Source organism: Acrocarpospora macrocephala (assembly GCF_009687865.1).
GTDB lineage: Bacteria > Actinomycetota > Actinomycetes > Streptosporangiales > Streptosporangiaceae > Acrocarpospora > Acrocarpospora macrocephala.
In genome coordinates, this window is the sequence record NZ_BLAE01000011.1 from 300,097 (window position 1) to 317,066 (window position 16,970).

21 protein-coding genes and 2 riboswitches are annotated in these 16,970 nt (G+C 70.2%); of the genes, 15 read left to right on the plus strand and 6 right to left on the minus strand.

What is annotated here, in order from left to right; genetic code table 11:
• Window positions 1-9: 9 nt before the first annotated feature.
• Window positions 10-966 (minus strand): cation diffusion facilitator family transporter, encoded by a 957-nt coding sequence (locus tag Amac_RS11555; protein WP_246268254.1) that lies wholly within the window; start codon window positions 964-966, stop codon window positions 10-12.
• Window positions 967-1,192: 226 nt separating this feature from the next.
• Between Amac_RS11555 and Amac_RS11560 the strand changes: the two genes are divergently transcribed.
• The 8 genes from Amac_RS11560 to Amac_RS57265 all read left to right on the plus strand — a co-directional run bounded on the left by Amac_RS11560 (window position 1,193) and on the right by Amac_RS57265 (window position 7,970).
• Window positions 1,193-1,540 (plus strand): ArsR/SmtB family transcription factor, encoded by a 348-nt coding sequence (locus tag Amac_RS11560; RefSeq protein WP_155354321.1) that lies wholly within the window; start codon window positions 1,193-1,195, stop codon window positions 1,538-1,540.
• A 279-nt stretch (window positions 1,541-1,819) separates the two neighbouring features.
• Window positions 1,820-3,418: an ABC transporter substrate-binding protein gene (locus Amac_RS11565; protein WP_155354322.1), complete on the plus strand. Its 1,599-nt coding sequence runs from the start codon at window positions 1,820-1,822 to the stop codon at window positions 3,416-3,418.
• Window positions 3,400-4,398 (plus strand): ABC transporter permease, encoded by a 999-nt coding sequence (locus Amac_RS11570; RefSeq protein ID WP_246268256.1) that lies wholly within the window; start codon window positions 3,400-3,402, stop codon window positions 4,396-4,398. Before Amac_RS11565 ends, Amac_RS11570 begins: the two co-directional genes overlap by 19 nt.
• Window positions 4,398-5,264, plus strand: coding sequence for an ABC transporter permease (locus Amac_RS11575; RefSeq protein WP_155354323.1), 867 nt, complete (start codon window positions 4,398-4,400; stop codon window positions 5,262-5,264). The genes Amac_RS11570 and Amac_RS11575 overlap by 1 nt, the downstream gene beginning before the upstream one ends.
• Window positions 5,261-6,205 carry an ABC transporter ATP-binding protein gene (locus Amac_RS11580; RefSeq protein WP_246268258.1) on the plus strand — a complete coding sequence of 315 codons (945 nt, stop codon included), beginning with the start codon at window positions 5,261-5,263 and terminating at the stop codon, window positions 6,203-6,205. Before Amac_RS11575 ends, Amac_RS11580 begins: the two co-directional genes overlap by 4 nt.
• On the plus strand, window positions 6,192-6,836 hold the full coding sequence (locus Amac_RS11585; protein ID WP_155354325.1) for an ABC transporter ATP-binding protein: 645 nt from the start codon (window positions 6,192-6,194) through the stop codon (window positions 6,834-6,836). Before Amac_RS11580 ends, Amac_RS11585 begins: the two co-directional genes overlap by 14 nt.
• A 370-nt stretch (window positions 6,837-7,206) precedes the next feature.
• Window positions 7,207-7,851 (plus strand): hypothetical protein, encoded by a 645-nt coding sequence (locus tag Amac_RS11590; RefSeq protein WP_155354326.1) that lies wholly within the window; start codon window positions 7,207-7,209, stop codon window positions 7,849-7,851.
• Window positions 7,848-7,970: a hypothetical protein gene (locus Amac_RS57265; protein ID WP_281356267.1), complete on the plus strand. Its 123-nt coding sequence runs from the start codon at window positions 7,848-7,850 to the stop codon at window positions 7,968-7,970. Before Amac_RS11590 ends, Amac_RS57265 begins: the two co-directional genes overlap by 4 nt.
• Here the strand turns inward: Amac_RS57265 and Amac_RS11595 are convergent.
• Together Amac_RS11595 and Amac_RS11600 are read right to left on the minus strand one after the other, a co-directional pair.
• Complete coding sequence (locus Amac_RS11595; protein ID WP_170322437.1) at window positions 7,960-8,469, minus strand: GNAT family N-acetyltransferase; 510 nt, start codon at window positions 8,467-8,469, stop codon at window positions 7,960-7,962. The genes Amac_RS57265 and Amac_RS11595 overlap by 11 nt on opposite strands.
• 28 nt (window positions 8,470-8,497) lie before the next feature.
• Window positions 8,498-9,097 carry a superoxide dismutase gene (locus Amac_RS11600; protein WP_155354328.1) on the minus strand — a complete coding sequence of 200 codons (600 nt, stop codon included), beginning with the start codon at window positions 9,095-9,097 and terminating at the stop codon, window positions 8,498-8,500.
• Between the two features lie 97 nt (window positions 9,098-9,194).
• Between Amac_RS11600 and Amac_RS11605 the strand changes: the two genes are divergently transcribed.
• Window positions 9,195-9,386 (plus strand): P-loop NTPase family protein, encoded by a 192-nt coding sequence (locus tag Amac_RS11605; protein WP_155354329.1) that lies wholly within the window; start codon window positions 9,195-9,197, stop codon window positions 9,384-9,386.
• Here Amac_RS11605 and Amac_RS11610 read toward each other — a convergent pair.
• Window positions 9,383-10,129 (minus strand): MucR family transcriptional regulator, encoded by a 747-nt coding sequence (locus tag Amac_RS11610; RefSeq protein ID WP_155354330.1) that lies wholly within the window; start codon window positions 10,127-10,129, stop codon window positions 9,383-9,385. The two genes, Amac_RS11605 and Amac_RS11610, sit on opposite strands and share 4 nt — an antisense overlap.
• A 97-nt stretch (window positions 10,130-10,226) precedes the next feature.
• Window positions 10,227-10,409, plus strand: a riboswitch (cobalamin riboswitch).
• Between the two features lie 36 nt (window positions 10,410-10,445).
• On the opposite strand from Amac_RS11610, the gene Amac_RS11615 reads away from it, so the two are divergent.
• From Amac_RS11615 to Amac_RS11640, 6 genes are all read left to right on the plus strand, one after another.
• Entirely contained in the window at window positions 10,446-11,150 is a 705-nt protein-coding gene (locus Amac_RS11615) for a (2Fe-2S)-binding protein (RefSeq protein ID WP_155354331.1), read from the plus strand.
• A 22-nt stretch (window positions 11,151-11,172) separates the two neighbouring features.
• Window positions 11,173-11,334 (plus strand): hypothetical protein, encoded by a 162-nt coding sequence (locus Amac_RS11620; RefSeq protein ID WP_155354332.1) that lies wholly within the window; start codon window positions 11,173-11,175, stop codon window positions 11,332-11,334.
• Window positions 11,326-11,524: riboswitch (cobalamin riboswitch) on the plus strand. (Overlaps the previous gene by 9 nt.)
• A gap of 131 nt (window positions 11,525-11,655) precedes the next feature.
• Window positions 11,656-12,651, plus strand: a complete 996-nt coding sequence (locus tag Amac_RS11625; RefSeq protein ID WP_155354333.1) for an ABC transporter substrate-binding protein — start codon at window positions 11,656-11,658, stop codon at window positions 12,649-12,651.
• Window positions 12,648-13,709 (plus strand): FecCD family ABC transporter permease, encoded by a 1,062-nt coding sequence (locus Amac_RS11630; protein WP_307729720.1) that lies wholly within the window; start codon window positions 12,648-12,650, stop codon window positions 13,707-13,709. The genes Amac_RS11625 and Amac_RS11630 overlap by 4 nt, the downstream gene beginning before the upstream one ends.
• On the plus strand, window positions 13,706-14,488 hold the full coding sequence (locus Amac_RS11635; RefSeq protein ID WP_218041018.1) for an ABC transporter ATP-binding protein: 783 nt from the start codon (window positions 13,706-13,708) through the stop codon (window positions 14,486-14,488). Before Amac_RS11630 ends, Amac_RS11635 begins: the two co-directional genes overlap by 4 nt.
• A gap of 388 nt (window positions 14,489-14,876) precedes the next feature.
• Window positions 14,877-15,203 (plus strand): hypothetical protein, encoded by a 327-nt coding sequence (locus Amac_RS11640; RefSeq protein ID WP_155354335.1) that lies wholly within the window; start codon window positions 14,877-14,879, stop codon window positions 15,201-15,203.
• Between the two features lie 48 nt (window positions 15,204-15,251).
• Here Amac_RS11640 and fxlM read toward each other — a convergent pair whose 3' ends face one another.
• Window positions 15,252-16,580: a methyltransferase, FxLD system gene (gene fxlM / locus Amac_RS11645; protein WP_155354336.1), complete on the minus strand. Its 1,329-nt coding sequence runs from the start codon at window positions 16,578-16,580 to the stop codon at window positions 15,252-15,254.
• The coding region (locus tag Amac_RS11650; protein WP_218041019.1) for a lanthionine synthetase LanC family protein at window positions 16,577-16,970 on the minus strand (394 nt) is incomplete at its 5' end. The genes Amac_RS11650 and fxlM, both read right to left, overlap by 4 nt.

The window sequence follows — 16,970 nt, forward strand, 5'->3', positions numbered from 1 at the left end:
GCTTTTCGCTCAGGACGGGATCATGCGGTGGTTGGTGAGGCTGGCGTGGTGGTCGTGTTCGGCGGGGCCGTCGGGGTCGGCGTGTACGGTTGCCGCGGTGAGTCTGGGCAGGTGGTGGATCAGGCGGTGTTCGGCTTCCGCCGCGATGGCGTGGGCTTGCACGAGGCTGAGCCGGTGGTCCACCAGGAGGTCGACCTCGGCGCGCAGGGAGTGGCCGATCCAGCGCATGCGCAGAGAGCCGACGCCGTGTACGCCGGGGGTTTCGGCGACGACCTGCTCGGCCTGGGCGATTAGCGCGGGGTCGACGGCGTCCATCAGCCGGTGGTAGACCTCGCGGGCGGCATCCCGCAGCACGTAGAGGATGGCCACGGTGATGAGCAGGCCGATGACCGGGTCGGCGTACGGCCATCCGGCCCAGACGCCGGCCGCGCCGACCAGGACGGCCAGTGAGGTGAAGCCGTCGGTGCGGGCGTGCAGGCCGTCGGCGACCAGTGCCGCGGAGCCGATCTCGCGGCCGACCTTGATCCGGTAGCGGGCCACCAGCTCGTTGCCGAGGAAACCGATCACCCCGGCGGCGGCCACCCAGCCCAAGGCCTGTATCTCGCGGGGGTTGACCAGGCGCTGGACGGCTTCGTACCCGGCCAGGCCCGCCGACGCGGCGATGATGACCACGATGACGATCCCGGCGAGATCCTCGGCTCTGCCGTAGCCGTAGGTGAAGCGGCGGGAGGCCATCCTGCGGCCCACCGTGAAGGCGATCGCCAGCGGCACCGCGGTCAGGGCGTCGGCGAAGTTGTGCAGAGTGTCACCGAGCAGGGCCACCGACCCCGACATCATGAAGACCACCACCTGGGCCAGGGCGGTGACGGTGAGCACGGCGAAGGAGATCGCCAGCGTGCGCATACCGCGACGGCTGGTCTCCAGCGCGTGATCGGTCCGGGCCGCCGCGTCGTGACTGTGCGGCATCACCACATGACGAAGGCGTTTCCGCAGGGATCGGTGACGGGACTCGCCGTGGCTATGACCGTGGCCATGACCATGCTCGTGGGAAGATCTCGGGCTGTGCACGCTCATCTGCTCCTCGTCTCTGTCTGATCAGAGCGCGGATGACAGAAGGGTTATCCCCCTTAATATGTATTCATATGCGCACGCAATTACATGTTAGGTGCGTTACGTGTTAGGTGCGTCGACTATGCAGCAGCAAAAAGACCTCCAGTCGAGCGGCGGCCAGCCGACCGACGCTCAGGTAGAGGTGGCGGTCGCGGCATTCCGGATGCTCTGCGACGCCACCCGGCTCCGCCTGCTGTGGGCCCTGGCCCACGGCGAACATGACGTCGGAAACCTGGTCGCGGCAGTCGGGGCGAGCCGTCCCGCGGTCTCCCAGCACCTGGCCAAGCTGCGGCTGGCCGGGCTGGTCGCGTGTCGGCGAGAGGGCAGGCGGATGCTCTACCGGGCTCGCGACTCGCACATCCGCGCGCTGATCGCCGAGGCCGTCCATCATGCCGACCACGAGGTGTCCCACATCCCGCGTCATGACTAGTCTGCCCGCCGACGCGGCCAAGCTCCCCCCGGCAGCTCCTGCGATCGTCAAGACGTCTCCAAGCCGGTCTCCGATTTCGGCCTGGCCCTCGTGGACGCGAATCGCCACTGTCTGTCGCGCCTATCGTGACGCCGACGCTGATGAGCAGCGGTCCTGGTCACCGCCACCGCACCGGGCCGCTTCGTGCTGTGCGCGCGCACCTCGCTGGGCGACTGTTTGTCATCTGGTGTACTTGCGAAAGACTTGCAATAACTAGGCGATCGCTTTACCTTCGCTCCCATGACGCCCTTTCGCGCCAGATTCGCCCCACTTGCCCCTCTCGTCCTAATTGCCGCGCTCGGCCTCACCGCCTGCGCCGCGCCGACGGTGCCCCAGACCTCGTCGAAAGGCTCGCCGGGCGACACGTTCGTCCTCGGCATCAGCTCGGAGCCGGACACCCTCAACCCGGTCCTGGGCTACGCACCCGACGGCGGCTCGTTGCTGTTCGACGGGCTTGTCAGCCGCAACGCCGACCTCTCGCTCAAGCCCTCACTGGCGGAGAAGCTGCCCGAGGCCGGCGGCAAGACGGTCACCTTCACCCTGCGCAACGACGTGAAGTTCCACGACGGAACCCCGCTGACCAGCGAGGACGTCGTCTACACCTATCAGGCCGTGCTGGACGAGAAGAACAACTCCAGCATCCGCGGCGACTTCGCGGCGATCGAGTCCGTGCAGGCGCCCGACCCCGCAACGGTGGTGTTCCACCTCAAGTACCCGTACGCGCCGATCCTGCAGCGCGCCACGCTGGGCATCGTGCCGAAGCGGCTGCTCGACGGACAGAGCCTGGAGAGCGCGGCGTTCAACACCCACCCGGTCGGCAGCGGGCCGTTCAGTTTCGTGTCCTGGACGCCCGGTGACAAGATCGTGCTGAAGGCCAACCCGTCGTACTGGGGAGGCACGCCGGCGATCCAGCAGCTGGTGGTGGCGTACGCCACCGACGACAACGTGCGCGCCACCCGGATGGCGGCCGGCGAGTTCGACGCGACCGTGCTGCCGCCGAAGGCCGCCGCGCGGTTCGACGGCCAGCCGGACCTGACGGTGCACCAGGTGCCGAGCGCCGACTACCGCGGCGTGATGTTCCCGTTCGGCACCCCGGTCACCGGCGACCTGGCGATCCGCAAGGCGGTGAACCTGGCGCTGGACCGGTCGGCGATGGTGGACACCATCCTGGCCGGCGCCGGCAACCCGGCGTTCGGCCCGATCGCGCCCGGCACCACCTGGCACAACCCGGCGGTCGCCGGCTCGGCCGTACCCGACCAGGCGCAGGCCACCCAGATCCTGGACCAGGCCGGCTGGCGCACCGGCGACGACGGCATCCGCGCCAAGGACGGCACCCGCGCGAGCTTCACCCTGATGTACCCGTCCGGCGACTCGCTGCGCAAGGACCTCGCCCTGGCCGTCGCCTCCGACGTCAAGAAGATCGGCATCGATGTGCGGCTGGCCGGCCTGGACTGGGACGCGATCGAGCCGCGCATGGGCAAGGATGCGCTGGTCATGGGGTACGGCGCCCCGTTCGACCCGGACTACACCAACTACGAGCTGTTCCACTCCGCCTTCGCCGGCCAGGGCTTCTTCAATCCGGGCAACTACAAGGTCCCCGAGGTCGACGCGCTGCTGGAGAAGGGCCGCGAGGAGTCCGACCCGGCCGCCCGCAAGCAGGCCTACGACGCCTTCCAGCAGCGCATCAGCGACGACGCCGCCTGGGCGTACCTGGTGTTCCTCAAGCACGTCTACGTGGTGCGCGGCCAGTGGACCGGGATCGCCCCGTCAGTGGAGCCGCACGAGCACGACACCGGCGGCCTGTTCCGCAACATCGCCGAGTGGAAGCCGACGGCATGACCCGGGCGCTCGCCCGGATGGCGGCCTGGCGGCTGGCGTTCACCGTGCCGTTGCTGCTGGCCGTCACCCTGGGCATGTTCGCGCTGGCCAAGGCCTCCCCGTTCGATCCCGTCCGGCAGTACCTCGGCGACCGCGCGGTCATCACGAGCCCCGAGGTCATGGCACAGATCCGGGAGAACTGGGGCCTGGACCGGCCGGTCGCCGAGCAGTACCTGACCTGGCTGGGCAACCTGGTGCAGGGCGACCTCGGCGACTCGCGCAGCATGCACCGGCCGGTCATCGAGGTGATCGGCGAGCGGCTCGGCTGGACCCTGCTCGCGGTGAGCTGCGCCCTGGTGCTCATGCTGGTGGCCAGCCTCGCGGTCGGCGCGCTGGCCGCCTGGCGCCGCGACTCGTGGCTGGACCGGCTGATCACCGGCACCGCGTACGCCAACGAGGCGGCCCCGGTGTTCTGGGTCGCGCTGCTGGTGATCTGGCTGTTCGCGGTACGGCTGCAGTGGCTGCCGCCGGGCGGGCTGACCGACCCGGCCGCCACCACGCTGCAGCCCGGGGACGTGCTGCAGCACATGATCCTTCCCGTGGCGGTGCTGGCGTTCTCGCAGTCCTCGTGGCTGCTGCTGTTCGTCCGCGAGTCGCTGATCGCCACCCTGCGCGAGGATTTCGTGCTCGGCGCCCGCGCCCGCGGCCTGCGGGAACGCACCGTGGTCGTGCGGCACGCGCTGCGCTCGGCGCTGCTGCCGTTCATCACGCTGCTCGGGGCGCGCATCCCCGAGCTGGTCACCGGCGCGATCCTGGTGGAAACCGTCTTCTCCTGGCCGGGGGTGGCGTCGGCGTCCGTCCAGGCCGCGCTCGCCGCCGACTTCCCGCTGCTCGCCGCGCTCACCCTGCTGGCCACGCTCGCGGTGGTGGCCGGCAACCTGCTCGCCGACACCGCGTACGTGATCGCCGACCCGCGGGTGCGGGTCCTGGGGGTGAGCTGATGGCCGCGACGTTCCCGACCGCGCGGCGGACCGCGCCGGGCCGGTCCCGTCGCCCGTCCCGGTGGATCGCCGCCGGGCTGCTCGTCGCACTCGCGCTGGCCGTGCTGCTGGTGCCCGCCGTGGTGCAGCTCGACCAGCAGCTCGTCGACCTGCGCGCGGCGAACCAGGCGCCGTCCCTGGCGCATCCGTTCGGCACCGACGAGGTGGGGCGGGACGTGCTGCTCCGGGTCGTCTACGGGCTGCGCGTCTCGCTGCTCATCGGCCTGGTGGCGGCCCTGGTGTCGGTCACCGTCGGCACCGTGGCCGGACTCGCCGCCGGCACGCTCGGCGGCACCGCCGACCGGGTGATCATGCGGGTGGTGGACGGCTTCAACTCGGTGCCGCACCTGCTGTTCGGCATCTTCATCGTGGCGCTGTTCTCCCCCAGCGCCACCGCGGTCGTGGTCTCGGTAGGGCTCACCCACTGGACGACCGCGGCCCGGATCGTCCGCTCGGAGGTGCTCACGCTGCGCGCCCGGCCGTTCGTGGACGCCGCGGTCTCCGGCGGGTCCGGCCGGCTGCGCATCGTCCGGCGGCACTTCCTGCCGCACCTGCTGCCGCACATCGCGCTGGCGTCGGTGCTGATGGTCCCGCACGCCATCTGGCACGAGACCGCGCTCAGCTTCCTCGGCCTCGGCCTGCCCCCGCACCTCGCCTCGCTCGGCAACATGATCAACGATGGGGCGCGGTCGCTGCTCGCCGGCAATTGGTGGGCCTCGCTCTTTCCTGGCCTGTTCATCCTCGTGCCCACCCTGGCGATCTCGGTGCTCGTCCAATACTGGCGCGACCGCGCCAACCCGCGCTGGCGATCGGAGCTGCAGCTTTGACCTCCTCTCTGACCGTGCGGAGCCTGTCCGTACGATTCCACCTGCCCGGCGCGACCGTGCACGCGGTGAGCGACGCCTCCTTCGCGGTACGCCAGGGCGAGTGCCTCGCCCTGGTCGGCGAGTCCGGCTGCGGCAAGTCGGTGATGGCGCACGCCCTGATGGGGCTGCTGCCCGGCAACGCCACCGTGGCCGGGTCCGCCTGGCTGCGGACCGGCGGCGCGCCGCCCCTCGACCTGATCGCCGCGCCGGAACGGGTGCTCGCCCGCACCGTGCGCGGCCGCCGGATCGGCCTCGTCCCGCAGAGCCCGGCCGCCCACCTCACCCCGGTGCGCACCGCCCGCGCCCAGCTCGTCGAGGCCCTGCGCGAGCTGGGCAACCCGGCCCCCGCCGACGAGCTGGCCGCACGTGCCGGTCTCGCCCCTGCACAGCTGGACCGGTACCCGCACCAGCTGTCCGGCGGTATGGCACAGCGCGTCGTCAACGCCATCGCCTTGGCCGGCGATCCGTGGCTGATCATCGCTGACGAGCCGACCAGCGGCCTGGACCGCCCGCTCGTCGACGCCACCATGACCGAGCTGCGGCGGCTCGCCGACGACGGCCGCGCCGTCCTGCTCATCACGCACGACCTGCGCGCCGCCGAGCAGGTCGCCGACCACATCGCGGTGATGTACGCCAGCCGCGTGGTGTCGCTCGCTCCGGCGGCCGAGTTCTTCGCCGGACCGCGTCACCCGTACGCGGCCGGGCTGCTGGAGGCGCTGCCCTCCCGCGGCTTCACCCCGATCCCCGGCCGGCCCCCGGAACTCACCGACCTGCCCGCGGGCTGCGCGTTCCTGCCGCGCTGCGACCGATCCACCGCCGCCTGCTCGCACCTGCCCGAGGCTGGGACGGAGCCGAGCAGGGTGGCCTGCCATCACCCTCTGGAGCATCATGTTGCGCGCTGACGGCATCACCGTCGCCTACGGCCGGCAGCGCGTGCTGCGCGGCGCCGACCTGGCCGTGGCCCCCGGCGTCGTCACCGGGCTGGCCGGGCCGAGCGGCTGCGGCAAGTCCACCCTGGCGCGGGTGCTCGCCCTGCTACTCCGGCCCGACGCCGGCCGGCTCACCGTGGACGGGGCCGAGGTCCACCGCTGGCGGCACCGGGCCTCCCGCGACCTGCGCACCCGGGTCGCGCTGATCTTCCAGCAGCCCCGGCTCGCCGTCGACCCGCGGCTCACCCTGCGCGAGATCGCCGCCGAGCCGTTCCACGCCACCGGCCGCCCGCCCGACCCGGCCGCCGAACTGGCCGACGACCTGGGGCTCACCTCCGAGCTAATGGTCCGCCGCCCGCACGAGGTCTCCGACGGGCAACTCCAGCGCGCCTGCGTCGCCCGCGCGCTCGCGCTGCGGCCCCGCTACGTGATCTGCGACGAGATGACCACCATGCTGGACGCCTCCACCCAGGCCCACCTCATCGCCCGCCTGGAGGCCTACCGCCGCGAAACCGGCGCCGGAATCCTCGCCATCACCCACGACGAGGAACTGCTCACCCGCTGGACCGAACCGTCCGGCGGCCCGACCGTGCGCATGTCGTGACGCTCGTGAGTCATCACTTTGATCGTAAAGAATCGGACATAGCTGCGTTTACAGCAAATCGGACGTTCATGCGCTGGTTGCTCTCTCGTCTCACTCTCGCCGACGGCACCTGGCTGAATATGAGCGCTCGCTCTTCTGCGGCGGCGACTCTCCACCCGGACCGATCTCCGACAGGTCCCGCATAGCAGACGAGGCCGGGGGGTCTGAACATCACCGTCATACGTCCCCGGCCTCAGTGTGCGAGGCGAGACCGGGGAGGTCTCTCCTCCCGGACGCCACCCTGAAGATCACGAGTCGGTCATCACCGTGACCCAAGAAATGATCTAGCCGGGTTCCGGAGCCACCCGGTCGGCTTCGTGCAGGAGATCGCGTGAACATCCTTACCCGCGCGCTGGCGGCCGCGCTGCTCGTCGCGGCCGTGCCGCCGGTCATGGTGGGCGTCGCCGCGCCCGCCTCCGCGCACCCCTTCGGCCCACCGCCGACGGCGCGGATCAGCGCCACCGGATCGCACGTGACGATCCACTACACCGCGAGCCCCGACGACTGGCTCGCACTCGGAACCGCCAAGGGCGCCTTCAAAGACCCGGCGCCCCAGCTCACCGGCGAGGAGAAACTGCAACGCTCGACCGTGGTGCGCGACTACCTGCTCAGCACCATCACCGTGGCGCAGGACGGCAAGCCGTGCCCAGGCCGGCTGGCGTCCCTGGTGGGCGTGACCGATCAGGGCGCCCGCTTCAGCTACGACTGCGGCCGGCCGGTCGACGACCTCGACGTCACCCTGAGTGCCCTGGTCGACCTCGACAGCAACTACCGCACGGTGCTCATCTTCGCCCCGCCGGTCCAGCAGGCGCAGATGCTCTTCACCTCGACGACCACGACCCAGCATCTGCGCTTCTCCGGGTCCGGCGTCCCTGTTGCCGTCATCGGTGTCGCCCTCTGGCTGGCGGTCGTGGTAGCCGCCGGGATCGGCGTTCTGTTCGTGCTGAGGATGCGGCGCAGGAGGGAGTCGGCATGACGGGCCTGAACAGGGCAGCCGCCGCCGTGTCCGCGTGGACCCCGGTCGTGGCGGGCATCGCCGTCTCGATCGCCGGCTGTTTCTACCTGGCCAGCGCCGTCATCGTCCTCACCGCATAGCGAACACGGCTTGCGCGGGCCTCGCCCCATGGATGGCTCGTCGCATGATCAGACGTGGCCCGCCGGCGGGATGGCGGGCGACCGCCTGCCAGCCGCGCCGCCGGTAAAGCCCGATCGCCGCGGTGGCGCGGGGATCGGTGACCAGCCAGCAGGGCCCGGCCCCGGACGCGGTCAGGACCCTGTCGTGAAGGGCCGCGCCTACGCCCTTTCCCCAGTGCGCGGGCAGGACGCCCAGCTCTTTAAGCGTGAAGTCCTCCCCGCACGGAAGGTCGGCGGCCACAGCCAGGGACGAGCAGCGGTGTCCGTACCCGAAGCCGACCAGTTCGTCGGCGACGCACGCGACGGCCAGGACGAAGCCGGGGCGGGCCAGATCGGCGTGCAAGCGGGCGGCGACGGACCGGGCCTGGAAGAGCGGCTCGCGCCAGGGGGCGCGCGTGAAGACCTGGCCGCCGACGTCGGCCACGGCGGGCAGGAGTGCCGCCGCCGATGCGGCGCTCACGAGCGTCACCGTGGCCGGCCCCATGCGGCTACGCGCGGGCGGCGTCGAAACGGGCGATGACGTCCGTCCAATTGATCAGGGACCAGAGCTTCTCCACGTAGTCGGGGCGCACGTTGCGGTACTGGAGGTAGTAGGCGTGCTCCCAGGCGTCGAAGACCAGCAGCGGGGTGGCGTTCATGCCGACGTTGCCGTGATGGTCGTAGACCTGTTCGACGATTAGGCGGCGGCCGAGGGGTTCCCAGGCGAGTACGCCCCAGCCGGAGCCCTGCACCAGGGTCGTGGCGGTGGTGAGCTGCTTCTGGAACGCCTCGAAGGAGCCGAAGTGCTCGATGATGGCGTCGCCGAGTTCGCCGTCGGGGCGGTCCCCGCCGTCGGGGGACAGGTTCTGCCAGAAGATCGTGTGCAGGACGTGGCCGGACAGGTTGAACGCGAACGTCTTCTCCAGTCCGACGATGCCGCCGAATTCGCCCTTGTCGCGCGCCTCAGCGAGCTTGTCCAGGGTGTCGTTGGCGCCCTTGACGTACGCGGCGTGGTGCTTGGCGTGGTGCAACTCCAGGATCTCGCCGGTGATCGCGGGTTCCAGGGCCGCGTAGTCGTAGGGCATGTCCGGCAGCGTGTACTGACCCATCGTCGGTCCTCCAGGAAATCTTATTGCGAGCATCTCGCAACAGCAGTATGTCCGCAATAGGGTGCTGACCCGCCCGACACGCCGACCTAAGTTGCGAGTGGTTCGCATCACCATCGCCCGCGCCAACCGCACAACCCTGATCATCGCCCACCGGCTGTCCACGATCCTGACCGCCGACCGGGTGGTGGTCCTTGAAGACGGCAGGGCCATCGACGAGGGCGCTCAGGCCGAACTGCTGGCTCGCTCCGCCGTCTACGCCCGGCTGATGGCCGCCCAGGTCGACGGCTAGAGCAGGGCGCGCACCCAGGGGACGCTGCGTCCGACGGCCGCGCTCAGCCGGGCCAGCGTCCACCCCTCGGCCCGCTTCTCGCGCAACCATTCCCGGACGTCCAGGGCGCCGACGCGCTCGGCGGCCCGGACGAGGTTGCGCTCCACCCGCGACCGCCGCCCGGCGTCGGTGTTGACGCCCGAGGCGCGCAGCTCGATCCCGCTGGCGACCAGCGCGCGCCGGATCGCCCGTCTACTAGTGCCGAGCTCAGCGGCCAGCGCCTCCACACTCGACTGCCGGACGACGTACAACGCGCGCAGCCCCTCGCCGACGTCCGCGTGGTCCCGCGTGCGCAGCGCGTCGACGAGAACCTGGTCGACGGCGGTGCGGCGGGAGCGGCGGCCCGCCTGCAGCGCGGCGAGCTGAGCCGCGCGGCGCTGCGGGGACACCTCGGGTTTGCGAGCGGCCTCGGCCAGTTCGCCCGTGCGCGCCAGGGATTGCCCGACGGCCAGATCCGACCGCGTCCGCGCCGACCTCTGGTAGGAAGAACGAGCGATCCGCCGCCGGGTCGCCGACACTTCCCGGGAGGTCAACGGCTTGGTGGCCAGCAACCCGAATCGCTCCCGGTACTCCCCCGCCGTCAGGCCATGCACCCGGACGTGCGCGCCCAACGCCCGAAACCACCGCCCACACTCATGGCACCGGACCCGGTCGGCACTCTCGTCGCGGACCAGGATGCCGTGCGGGGCGTGTGAGCCGTTCATTGATTGCAGGCTAACCGCAGTTGCAAATTACTCGCAATAAGATGGCAGCCGGCTTGGTGGCTCACCTAAGGCGATTCGTCCGCTCTGGAATTCTCCGTCTCTTATGAGAAGATTCAGGAAAGGCGACGGCGGAACGAGGAAGCCGGTGTGAATCCGGTGCGGTCCCGCCACTGTGATCGGTGAGCGACTCCCGAGCGAGCCACTGCCCCCGGCGGGGCGGGAAGGCCGGGACGAGCGGTGACCCGAGAGCCAGGAGACTCACGCGGTCGCCTCCTCACCAGCCGGGGCGGATCTCCCCGAGAGAGGACGGGCGTCCGTGCCTGTATCCCCGCGCGTGCGGGAACTGGCCGCGATGGGAGGCTACTTCGCCGTCGAGGTGGGGTCTCTCGGGGATGGATGGCGGCCCGTCGATGAGCTGATCCAGGACGCCGATCTGATCGCCTCTCAGGTCGTGCACGTCGCGGAGCAGCTCGGCACGAAGGAACGCCGGGTCGCGGCGTCCATCCTGTTCCAAGGTCTCGCGGCGCGGTTCCTGTCCCCGCCCGTCGGCCTGTTGGTGCTGCACGGTGTCGCCGGCGGCTTCGATCCGTCGCGGGTGCATTGGCGACCGGTGCCGCATGGGCCCTTGCCATTGCGCCTGGAGGAATGGCCTCTCATGCCCGTACGCGGTGACGGTGCCGGCCTGCTGTACCAGGCGGTCGTCGCGGGCTTCCTGAAACCGCTCGCGGCCACGGTCGGCCGAGGCGTCTCGATCGCTCCCGCCATCCTGTGGGGCAACGCGGCCTCGGCGCTCGCCGGGAGCGTGCGCGCGCTGGCCCAGTACCAGCCGCAGCGCACCGAGGCCGCCCTGACGCTGGGGCGTGAACTCCTGGCCATCGGGGTCCTGCGCGGCCAGGGAACCTTCGCCGCGCGGCCGTTCTTCGTACGCCGGAACTGTTGCCTCTACTACCGAGTGCCCGGCGGCGGCATGTGCGGCGACTGCGTGTTGCGCTACCGGCCCGCCCGGGGAAGGAACGAGTGAAAAGGATATTCAGTACTTCAGCATGCTGGAAGGCACACTGATCTCCAACGACAGATGTCCACCGGTGGCGGTCAGAGTGAAGGTGAAGAACGAGCAGCACGATGTCTCCCGCAAGGCGACCCGCGCCGCCCGGGCCGCCAACGATGGCACGGAATCCAAGGGCGGTCCTGCCCGTGTGCATTGAACCGGTTCGTGTCATGATGGCCGGGTAAAGGCGAGCGCGGACTGAGGAAGCCGGTGTGAATCCGGCGCGGTCCCGCCACTGTGATCGGCGAGCGGATCCCCATCACGCCACTGCCCCTCCCTCGGGGCGGGAAGGCGGGGACGAGCATCAACCCGAGAGCCAGGAGACTCACGCGGTCGCCTCCTCGATGAACTGGGGCGGATTTCCCCGGGGAGGAGTGGGCTCTCGTGCCCGTAGAGCCGGTGGCCGCGCCGAGAAGCCCTGTGATGTCCCTTCTTTTAGATCCGCCCCGTTGTGCAGATTCCGTGAGAGGAACACTTCATGACGGGCAGACGTCCCACGTCCCTCCTGCTCGCCCTCCTGGTATCCGGAGTGCTGGCCTCCTGCGGCGGCGCACCGGCTGACGACGGACCGGCCGCTGCTCCGGCGGCCTCCGCGCCCGCCGGCTTCCCGGTCACCCTCGACAACTGCGGGGTGAAGACGACCTACCAGCAGCCGCCGCAGCGTGCCATTGCGATGAACCAGCACGCCACGGAGGTGATGCTGGCGCTCGGGCTGGAGAAGTCCATGATCGGCACCGCCTATCTCGACGACAAGGTCCTTCCGGAGTACCAGGGCGCCTATGACGCCATCAAGGTCGTCTCGAAGGAGTACCCGGCCTACGAGGCGCTGCTGGCCGAGGAGCCCGACTTCGTCTACGGGGGCTTCGCCAGCACCTTCGACGAGAAAGAGGGCCGCAGCCGTGAGGCCCTGCAAAAGGCCGGAATCAACACCTACCTCAATGTCGAGGAGTGCGCCAAGGGCCCGGTGACCACGGCGCTGATAGATCAGGAGATCCGCAACGTCGCCTCCATCTTCGGCGTGGCCGACCGGGCCGAACCGCTGGTCGCTAAATTTCACGCCACCCTCGACGGGGTGAAAACCAAGCTCGCCGACGCCGCCCCGGTCAAGCTGTTCGCCTACGACAGCGGCGATAAGACCGCGTTCACGGCCGGCGGCAAAGGCATCGGCAACGAGATCATCAAGCTGGCGGGGGCGGAGAACCTGTTCGCCGACCTCGACGATGTGTGGGGCGACGTGTCGTTCGAGCAGGTCGCCGAGCGCGCGCCCGACTGGATCGTCATCTACGACTATGGCGACCAGTCGGTGGCTGACAAGGAGAAGTTCCTGCTGGGCAACCCGGCGCTGAAGGACGTGCCGGCGATCAAGGAGAAGCGGTTCGCGGTGCTGCCGCTGTCGTCGGTGGTGCTCGGGGTGCGGGCGCCGGGGGCGGTCGAGGCGCTGGCCCGGCAGCTGCACGCCGACCGGTTCAAGTGAGCGAGCTGACCGCGGGCGCCGTGCTTCCGGCACGGCGTCCAGGGCTGCCGTACCCGGTCGTGATCGGGCTGCTCGTGCTCCTGCTCGGCGGGGCGGTCACCGCCGCCATCGCGGCCGGCTCGGTGGCACTTCCGGCCGGGCAGGTCTGGGGCATCCTCCTCCATCACCTCCATCCCGCCCTGGCCGATCCGACCTGGACGGCCGTGCGGGAGACCATCGTGATGGACGTACGGCTGCCGCGGGTCTTCCTGGCGGGGTTGATCGGCGCGGGCCTGTCGGTCTGCGGCATGGCCCTGCAGGCACTGGTGCGCAACCCGCTGGCCGACCCCATGCTGCTGGGGGTCTCCTCCGGCGCCAGCGTCGGGGCGGTCACCGTGGTGGTGTTCGGCCTGACCCTGTTCGGCGCGTTCAGCCTGCCGATCGCGGCCTTCCTCGGAGCGCTGGCCGCCCTGGTGGCGGTCTACTTCCTGGCCCGGTCGGGCGGGCGCATGACCACGGTGCGTCTGGTCCTGGCCGGGGTGGCCATGGCCGAGGTCCTGTCGGCCGTGGCCAGCTTCCTGGTGGTGACCTCCAACGACCCGCACAAGACGCAGGCGGCGGTGCGCTGGATGCTGGGCGGGCTGGCCGGGACGACCTGGACGATGGTGTGGATCCCGGCGGCGGCCGTCCTGCTGGGGACCGTCGCGCTGCTCGGGGTGTCCCGGCCGTTGAACCTGCTGCTGGCCGGGGAGGAGGCGGCGGCCTCGCTCGGGCTGGACGTGCACCGCTTCCGGGCGGCGCTGTTCGTCCTGGTCGCGATGATGATCGGCACGATCGTCGCGGTCAGCGGGTCCATCGGCTTCGTGGGGTTGATCATGCCGCACGTCGTACGGCTGCTGATCGGCGCCGATCACCGCCGGGCGCTGCCTGCGACGGCGCTACTCGGCGCGGCCTTCCTCATCGTGGCCGACCTGGTGGCCCGCACGCTGATCGCGCCGGAGGAGATCCCGGTGGGCATCATCACCGCGCTGGTCGGCGGGCCGTTCTTCCTGTGGTTGATGCGGAGGCGGTCGCAGTGACGCTGATCGTGGACGACGTGTCGGTCCGTATTGGCGGCCGGGACCTGGTTCGCCAGGTCTCGCTGGAGGTCGCCGAGGGGGAGATGCTCGGCCTGGCCGGGCCCAACGGCGCGGGCAAGTCGACGCTGCTGCGCACTCTCTACCGTTCGCGGAAGCCGACCTCCGGCCGGGTCCTGCTCGACGGTGAGGACGTGTGGCACATGCCGAGTGGCTGGGTTGCCCGCCGGCTGGCGGCGGTGCTGCAGGAGACCGGCGGCGACTTCGAGCTGTCGGTGTATGACGTCGTCGCCATGGGCCGTACCCCCCACAAGCGGGCCTTCGACGGTGACAACGCCGCGGACAAGGCGATCATCGCCGACGCCCTGGAGCGGCTCGACGTGGCCGGGCTGGCGCACGCGCCCTTCGACCGGCTGTCGGGCGGTGAGAAACAGCGGGTGCTGATCGCGCGGGCGCTGGCCCAGCGGCCAACCACGATGGTGCTGGACGAGCCGACCAACCACCTCGACCTGCGGCACCAGCTCGACGCGCTGAACCTGGTGCGCGGGCTCGGCGTCACCGCGGTGGTCGCCCTGCACGACCTCAACATGGCCGCCGCGTTCTGCGATCGCATCTGCGTCATGGACGCCGGCCAGGTCGTCGCCCTCGGCACCCCCGCCGACGTGCTGACCCCCGCCCTGCTCGCCGAGGTCTACCGGGTCGACGCCGAGGTGGCGCTTCACCCGGAGACAGGGGTGCCGCAGGTGACCCTCCGCACCGGAGGGAGCCGCGTCACGAACTGAGCTCTTCCTTTTCGGAACAAGCCGGATTCGCCGTCCGGCTTGTTCGCCGTGCGACTTTCACGAACGGAGATTCAGCGTTATGGAATCGGCCTCGACCGAATCGATCCTGACGGCCCTCGGAGCGGTCTCCGGATTCGGCTCGTTCTTTTCTCTACATATCGGCGGGGACTCCGCCGGATGGCACGACGTAAAATCTATTACCGGGTGCCGGACGGCTCCAAGTGCGATGACTGCGCGCTGCTGTAGAAATGAATTCTCGAATTAGCTGCGAACGTGCGTCTACGGTGTTACATATAATTTACAGGTGAAAATCACCTGCCGAAGGTGAGTACATGGCACACCCCGGATTCGCCAAGCCCGAGGCCCCACAGATCCCCACACTCCGGCGGTGGACTCGCCGTTCGAGTGGCGCGAGGACGACGACGGCGCGGCGCGGCTGGTCGCGTTCCGGGAGGCGGTCGAACGCCACTACGCCAACCCGCTGCCCGCCGGGCTGCGCCGGGCCGCATATCGCGACCTGACCGACACCGAGGCCTCAAAGGTGCCGCCCTCGCCACCTTGGCGGCCACGGCGGCCGGAACCGTCGTCCTGCTCCTGTATGCCCGCGCCCAGGTCTCTGGCGACGGACTCCCGGGGAAGAGCCACCGCCGTCACAAAGGCGGCCCAGGAACGGGAATGCGTGTTCCCGCAGGAAGACGCGGACAGCCCCTGCTGACAACATGGCCCCAGTTCACCCCCAAGGCCAACGGCTCGTGGCTAGATGCTAGCTGGCCATGGCACCAGGGGCTTCCTGGCTTACCTGGCCCTCGGTTAGGACGATGACGCGGGAGTTGCGTTTCTCGATCTGCATGAGGGCGCCGAGGACCGGCGCATACGTGAGCGGGTGGACTTCGACCTGGAGTTTGCCTTCTTGGGAGCGGCTGAATGCGCGGATGCGGTCGGTGTAGGTGCTGATGAGCTGCTCGCGTCCCGGGCCGTATCCGCAGGCGCCGAGCTCACTGTGACCTGGTCGTCCAGGCCGACGGGTGAGGTAGGCGAAACTATCGCGGGTGAGCAGGCCCATGGCTCCCCAATTGAACGCGGGCGGGACGAGGTCGGAGCGCTGGACCGCGTCGCTTCCCGCCAGGAGCCGGAAGAACCCCTCTAATCCGGCGAGCCAGAAGTCGAGCTCGCCGGTGACGGTGACTTCGATTCCGGTCCATGACTGCGCGGGGCTGCTGGATAGCGCGCGCTGCAGGGCGTCGGCGTCGGCAGGTTGGCCGTCATCGATTCGGATGGTGACGCCGGCGTCTCCGAGGGGGATGTTGCGTTCGGCGACGGCTCCGACCCCGCGGATCGGCATGAAGCCGCACTCGTGCATGGACCGGCTGCGCCAGATGCCTTCCATGTGCTCGAAGGTGACCGAGCGGGTGAGGCCCCGCATCCTGACCGGGACGACGAGAAGCCCACCGGGGGCGAGTTGGTCTGCCCAGGCGGCTGGCAGCTCCCAGGCGCCGGCGGTGACGATGATCCGGTCGTAGGGTGCGTTCGGCGGATGGCCGTACTCGCCGTCGCCGGCGACGACGGTCACGTGCCCGTACCCAGCCGTGGCAAGCGCCTTTTGCGCTTCCGCGGCGATGCCGGGGTCCAGCTCGACGGTGGTGACCTGCCCGGCTGGGCCGGTGAGGTGGGCCAGGAGCGCGGCGTTGTAGCCGGTGCCAGCGCCGATCTCCAGGATGCGGTGGCCGGGGCGGACGTCAAGCTGGGCGAGCATCGCGGCGACGATGCCGGGCGCGGACGCGGAGCTCGTGGCCACCCCGTTCTCGTCGCGGTGCGTCACGACGGGGCTGCTGCCGTAAGCGTCGGCCAAGGGCGTACCGGGCAAGAACGCTTCGCGTGGAACCGCCCGCATCGCTGCATCGACGGATGGGAGAAGCGCTCTGCCGTCCCAGCCGCGCAGCCAGTCGGCCATCGAATTCCTCAGCTGGGTCGCGGTCGGCTTGCACCCGGGTGAGCCTACCTGCCCAGCCGTAGCAGGCATGGCACCTCGCGGAGATGAGCGGCGGGTCATTCCCTTGACGATCGCAGGGATAGCGCACAGGTCGGCTGTCATGACAGAAGCAGCACACAGTCCCACCGGTCGGGGACGACGAGGGCGGGCAGGCGGCCGTGCTCGGCTAGGGCGAGAGCGGCACCCGCTGCGCCGGTCAGGAATCCCGGGTCGTCCTCGATCGCACCGTTGTCGGTATGGGGGATGGCGAACGGGCGGGTCGGGTCGAACGCCGCGGTGAGGACGGCGGCGGCCTCAGACGCGACTTCGGGCTGGCGGTTGGCCGCGCACTGGAGGACTCCGGCGTGCCCGTGACAGAGGGTCGGGCCGTCGGCGTCCCATGTGCGGGCGGCCCGGGCGGCGAGAGAATTCATGGCCGCGTCGCTGGCCTCGGCGATCGCGACGTCGTCAAGCGCCTGGGCGGCGAGGCCGAGGGCTGCGCTGATGCCTGGG

Coding starts and splice junctions, on each gene's coding strand:
- Amac_RS11620 (WP_155354332.1), top strand. CDS start 11,173: ATGCTGGAAGGCACACTGATCTCCAACGACAGATGTCCACCGGTGGCG.
- Amac_RS11575 (WP_155354323.1), top strand. CDS start 4,398: ATGGCCGCGACGTTCCCGACCGCGCGGCGGACCGCGCCGGGCCGGTCC.
- fxlM (WP_155354336.1), bottom strand. CDS start 16,580: ATGACAGCCGACCTGTGCGCTATCCCTGCGATCGTCAAGGGAATGACC.
- Amac_RS11560 (WP_155354321.1), top strand. CDS start 1,193: ATGCAGCAGCAAAAAGACCTCCAGTCGAGCGGCGGCCAGCCGACCGAC.
- Amac_RS11585 (WP_155354325.1), top strand. CDS start 6,192: ATGTTGCGCGCTGACGGCATCACCGTCGCCTACGGCCGGCAGCGCGTG.
- Amac_RS11625 (WP_155354333.1), top strand. CDS start 11,656: ATGACGGGCAGACGTCCCACGTCCCTCCTGCTCGCCCTCCTGGTATCC.
- Amac_RS11565 (WP_155354322.1), top strand. CDS start 1,820: ATGACGCCCTTTCGCGCCAGATTCGCCCCACTTGCCCCTCTCGTCCTA.
- Amac_RS11610 (WP_155354330.1), bottom strand. CDS start 10,129: ATGAACGGCTCACACGCCCCGCACGGCATCCTGGTCCGCGACGAGAGT.
- Amac_RS11555 (WP_246268254.1), bottom strand. CDS start 966: ATGCCGCACAGTCACGACGCGGCGGCCCGGACCGATCACGCGCTGGAG.
- Amac_RS57265 (WP_281356267.1), top strand. CDS start 7,848: ATGACGGGCCTGAACAGGGCAGCCGCCGCCGTGTCCGCGTGGACCCCG.
- Amac_RS11600 (WP_155354328.1), bottom strand. CDS start 9,097: ATGGGTCAGTACACGCTGCCGGACATGCCCTACGACTACGCGGCCCTG.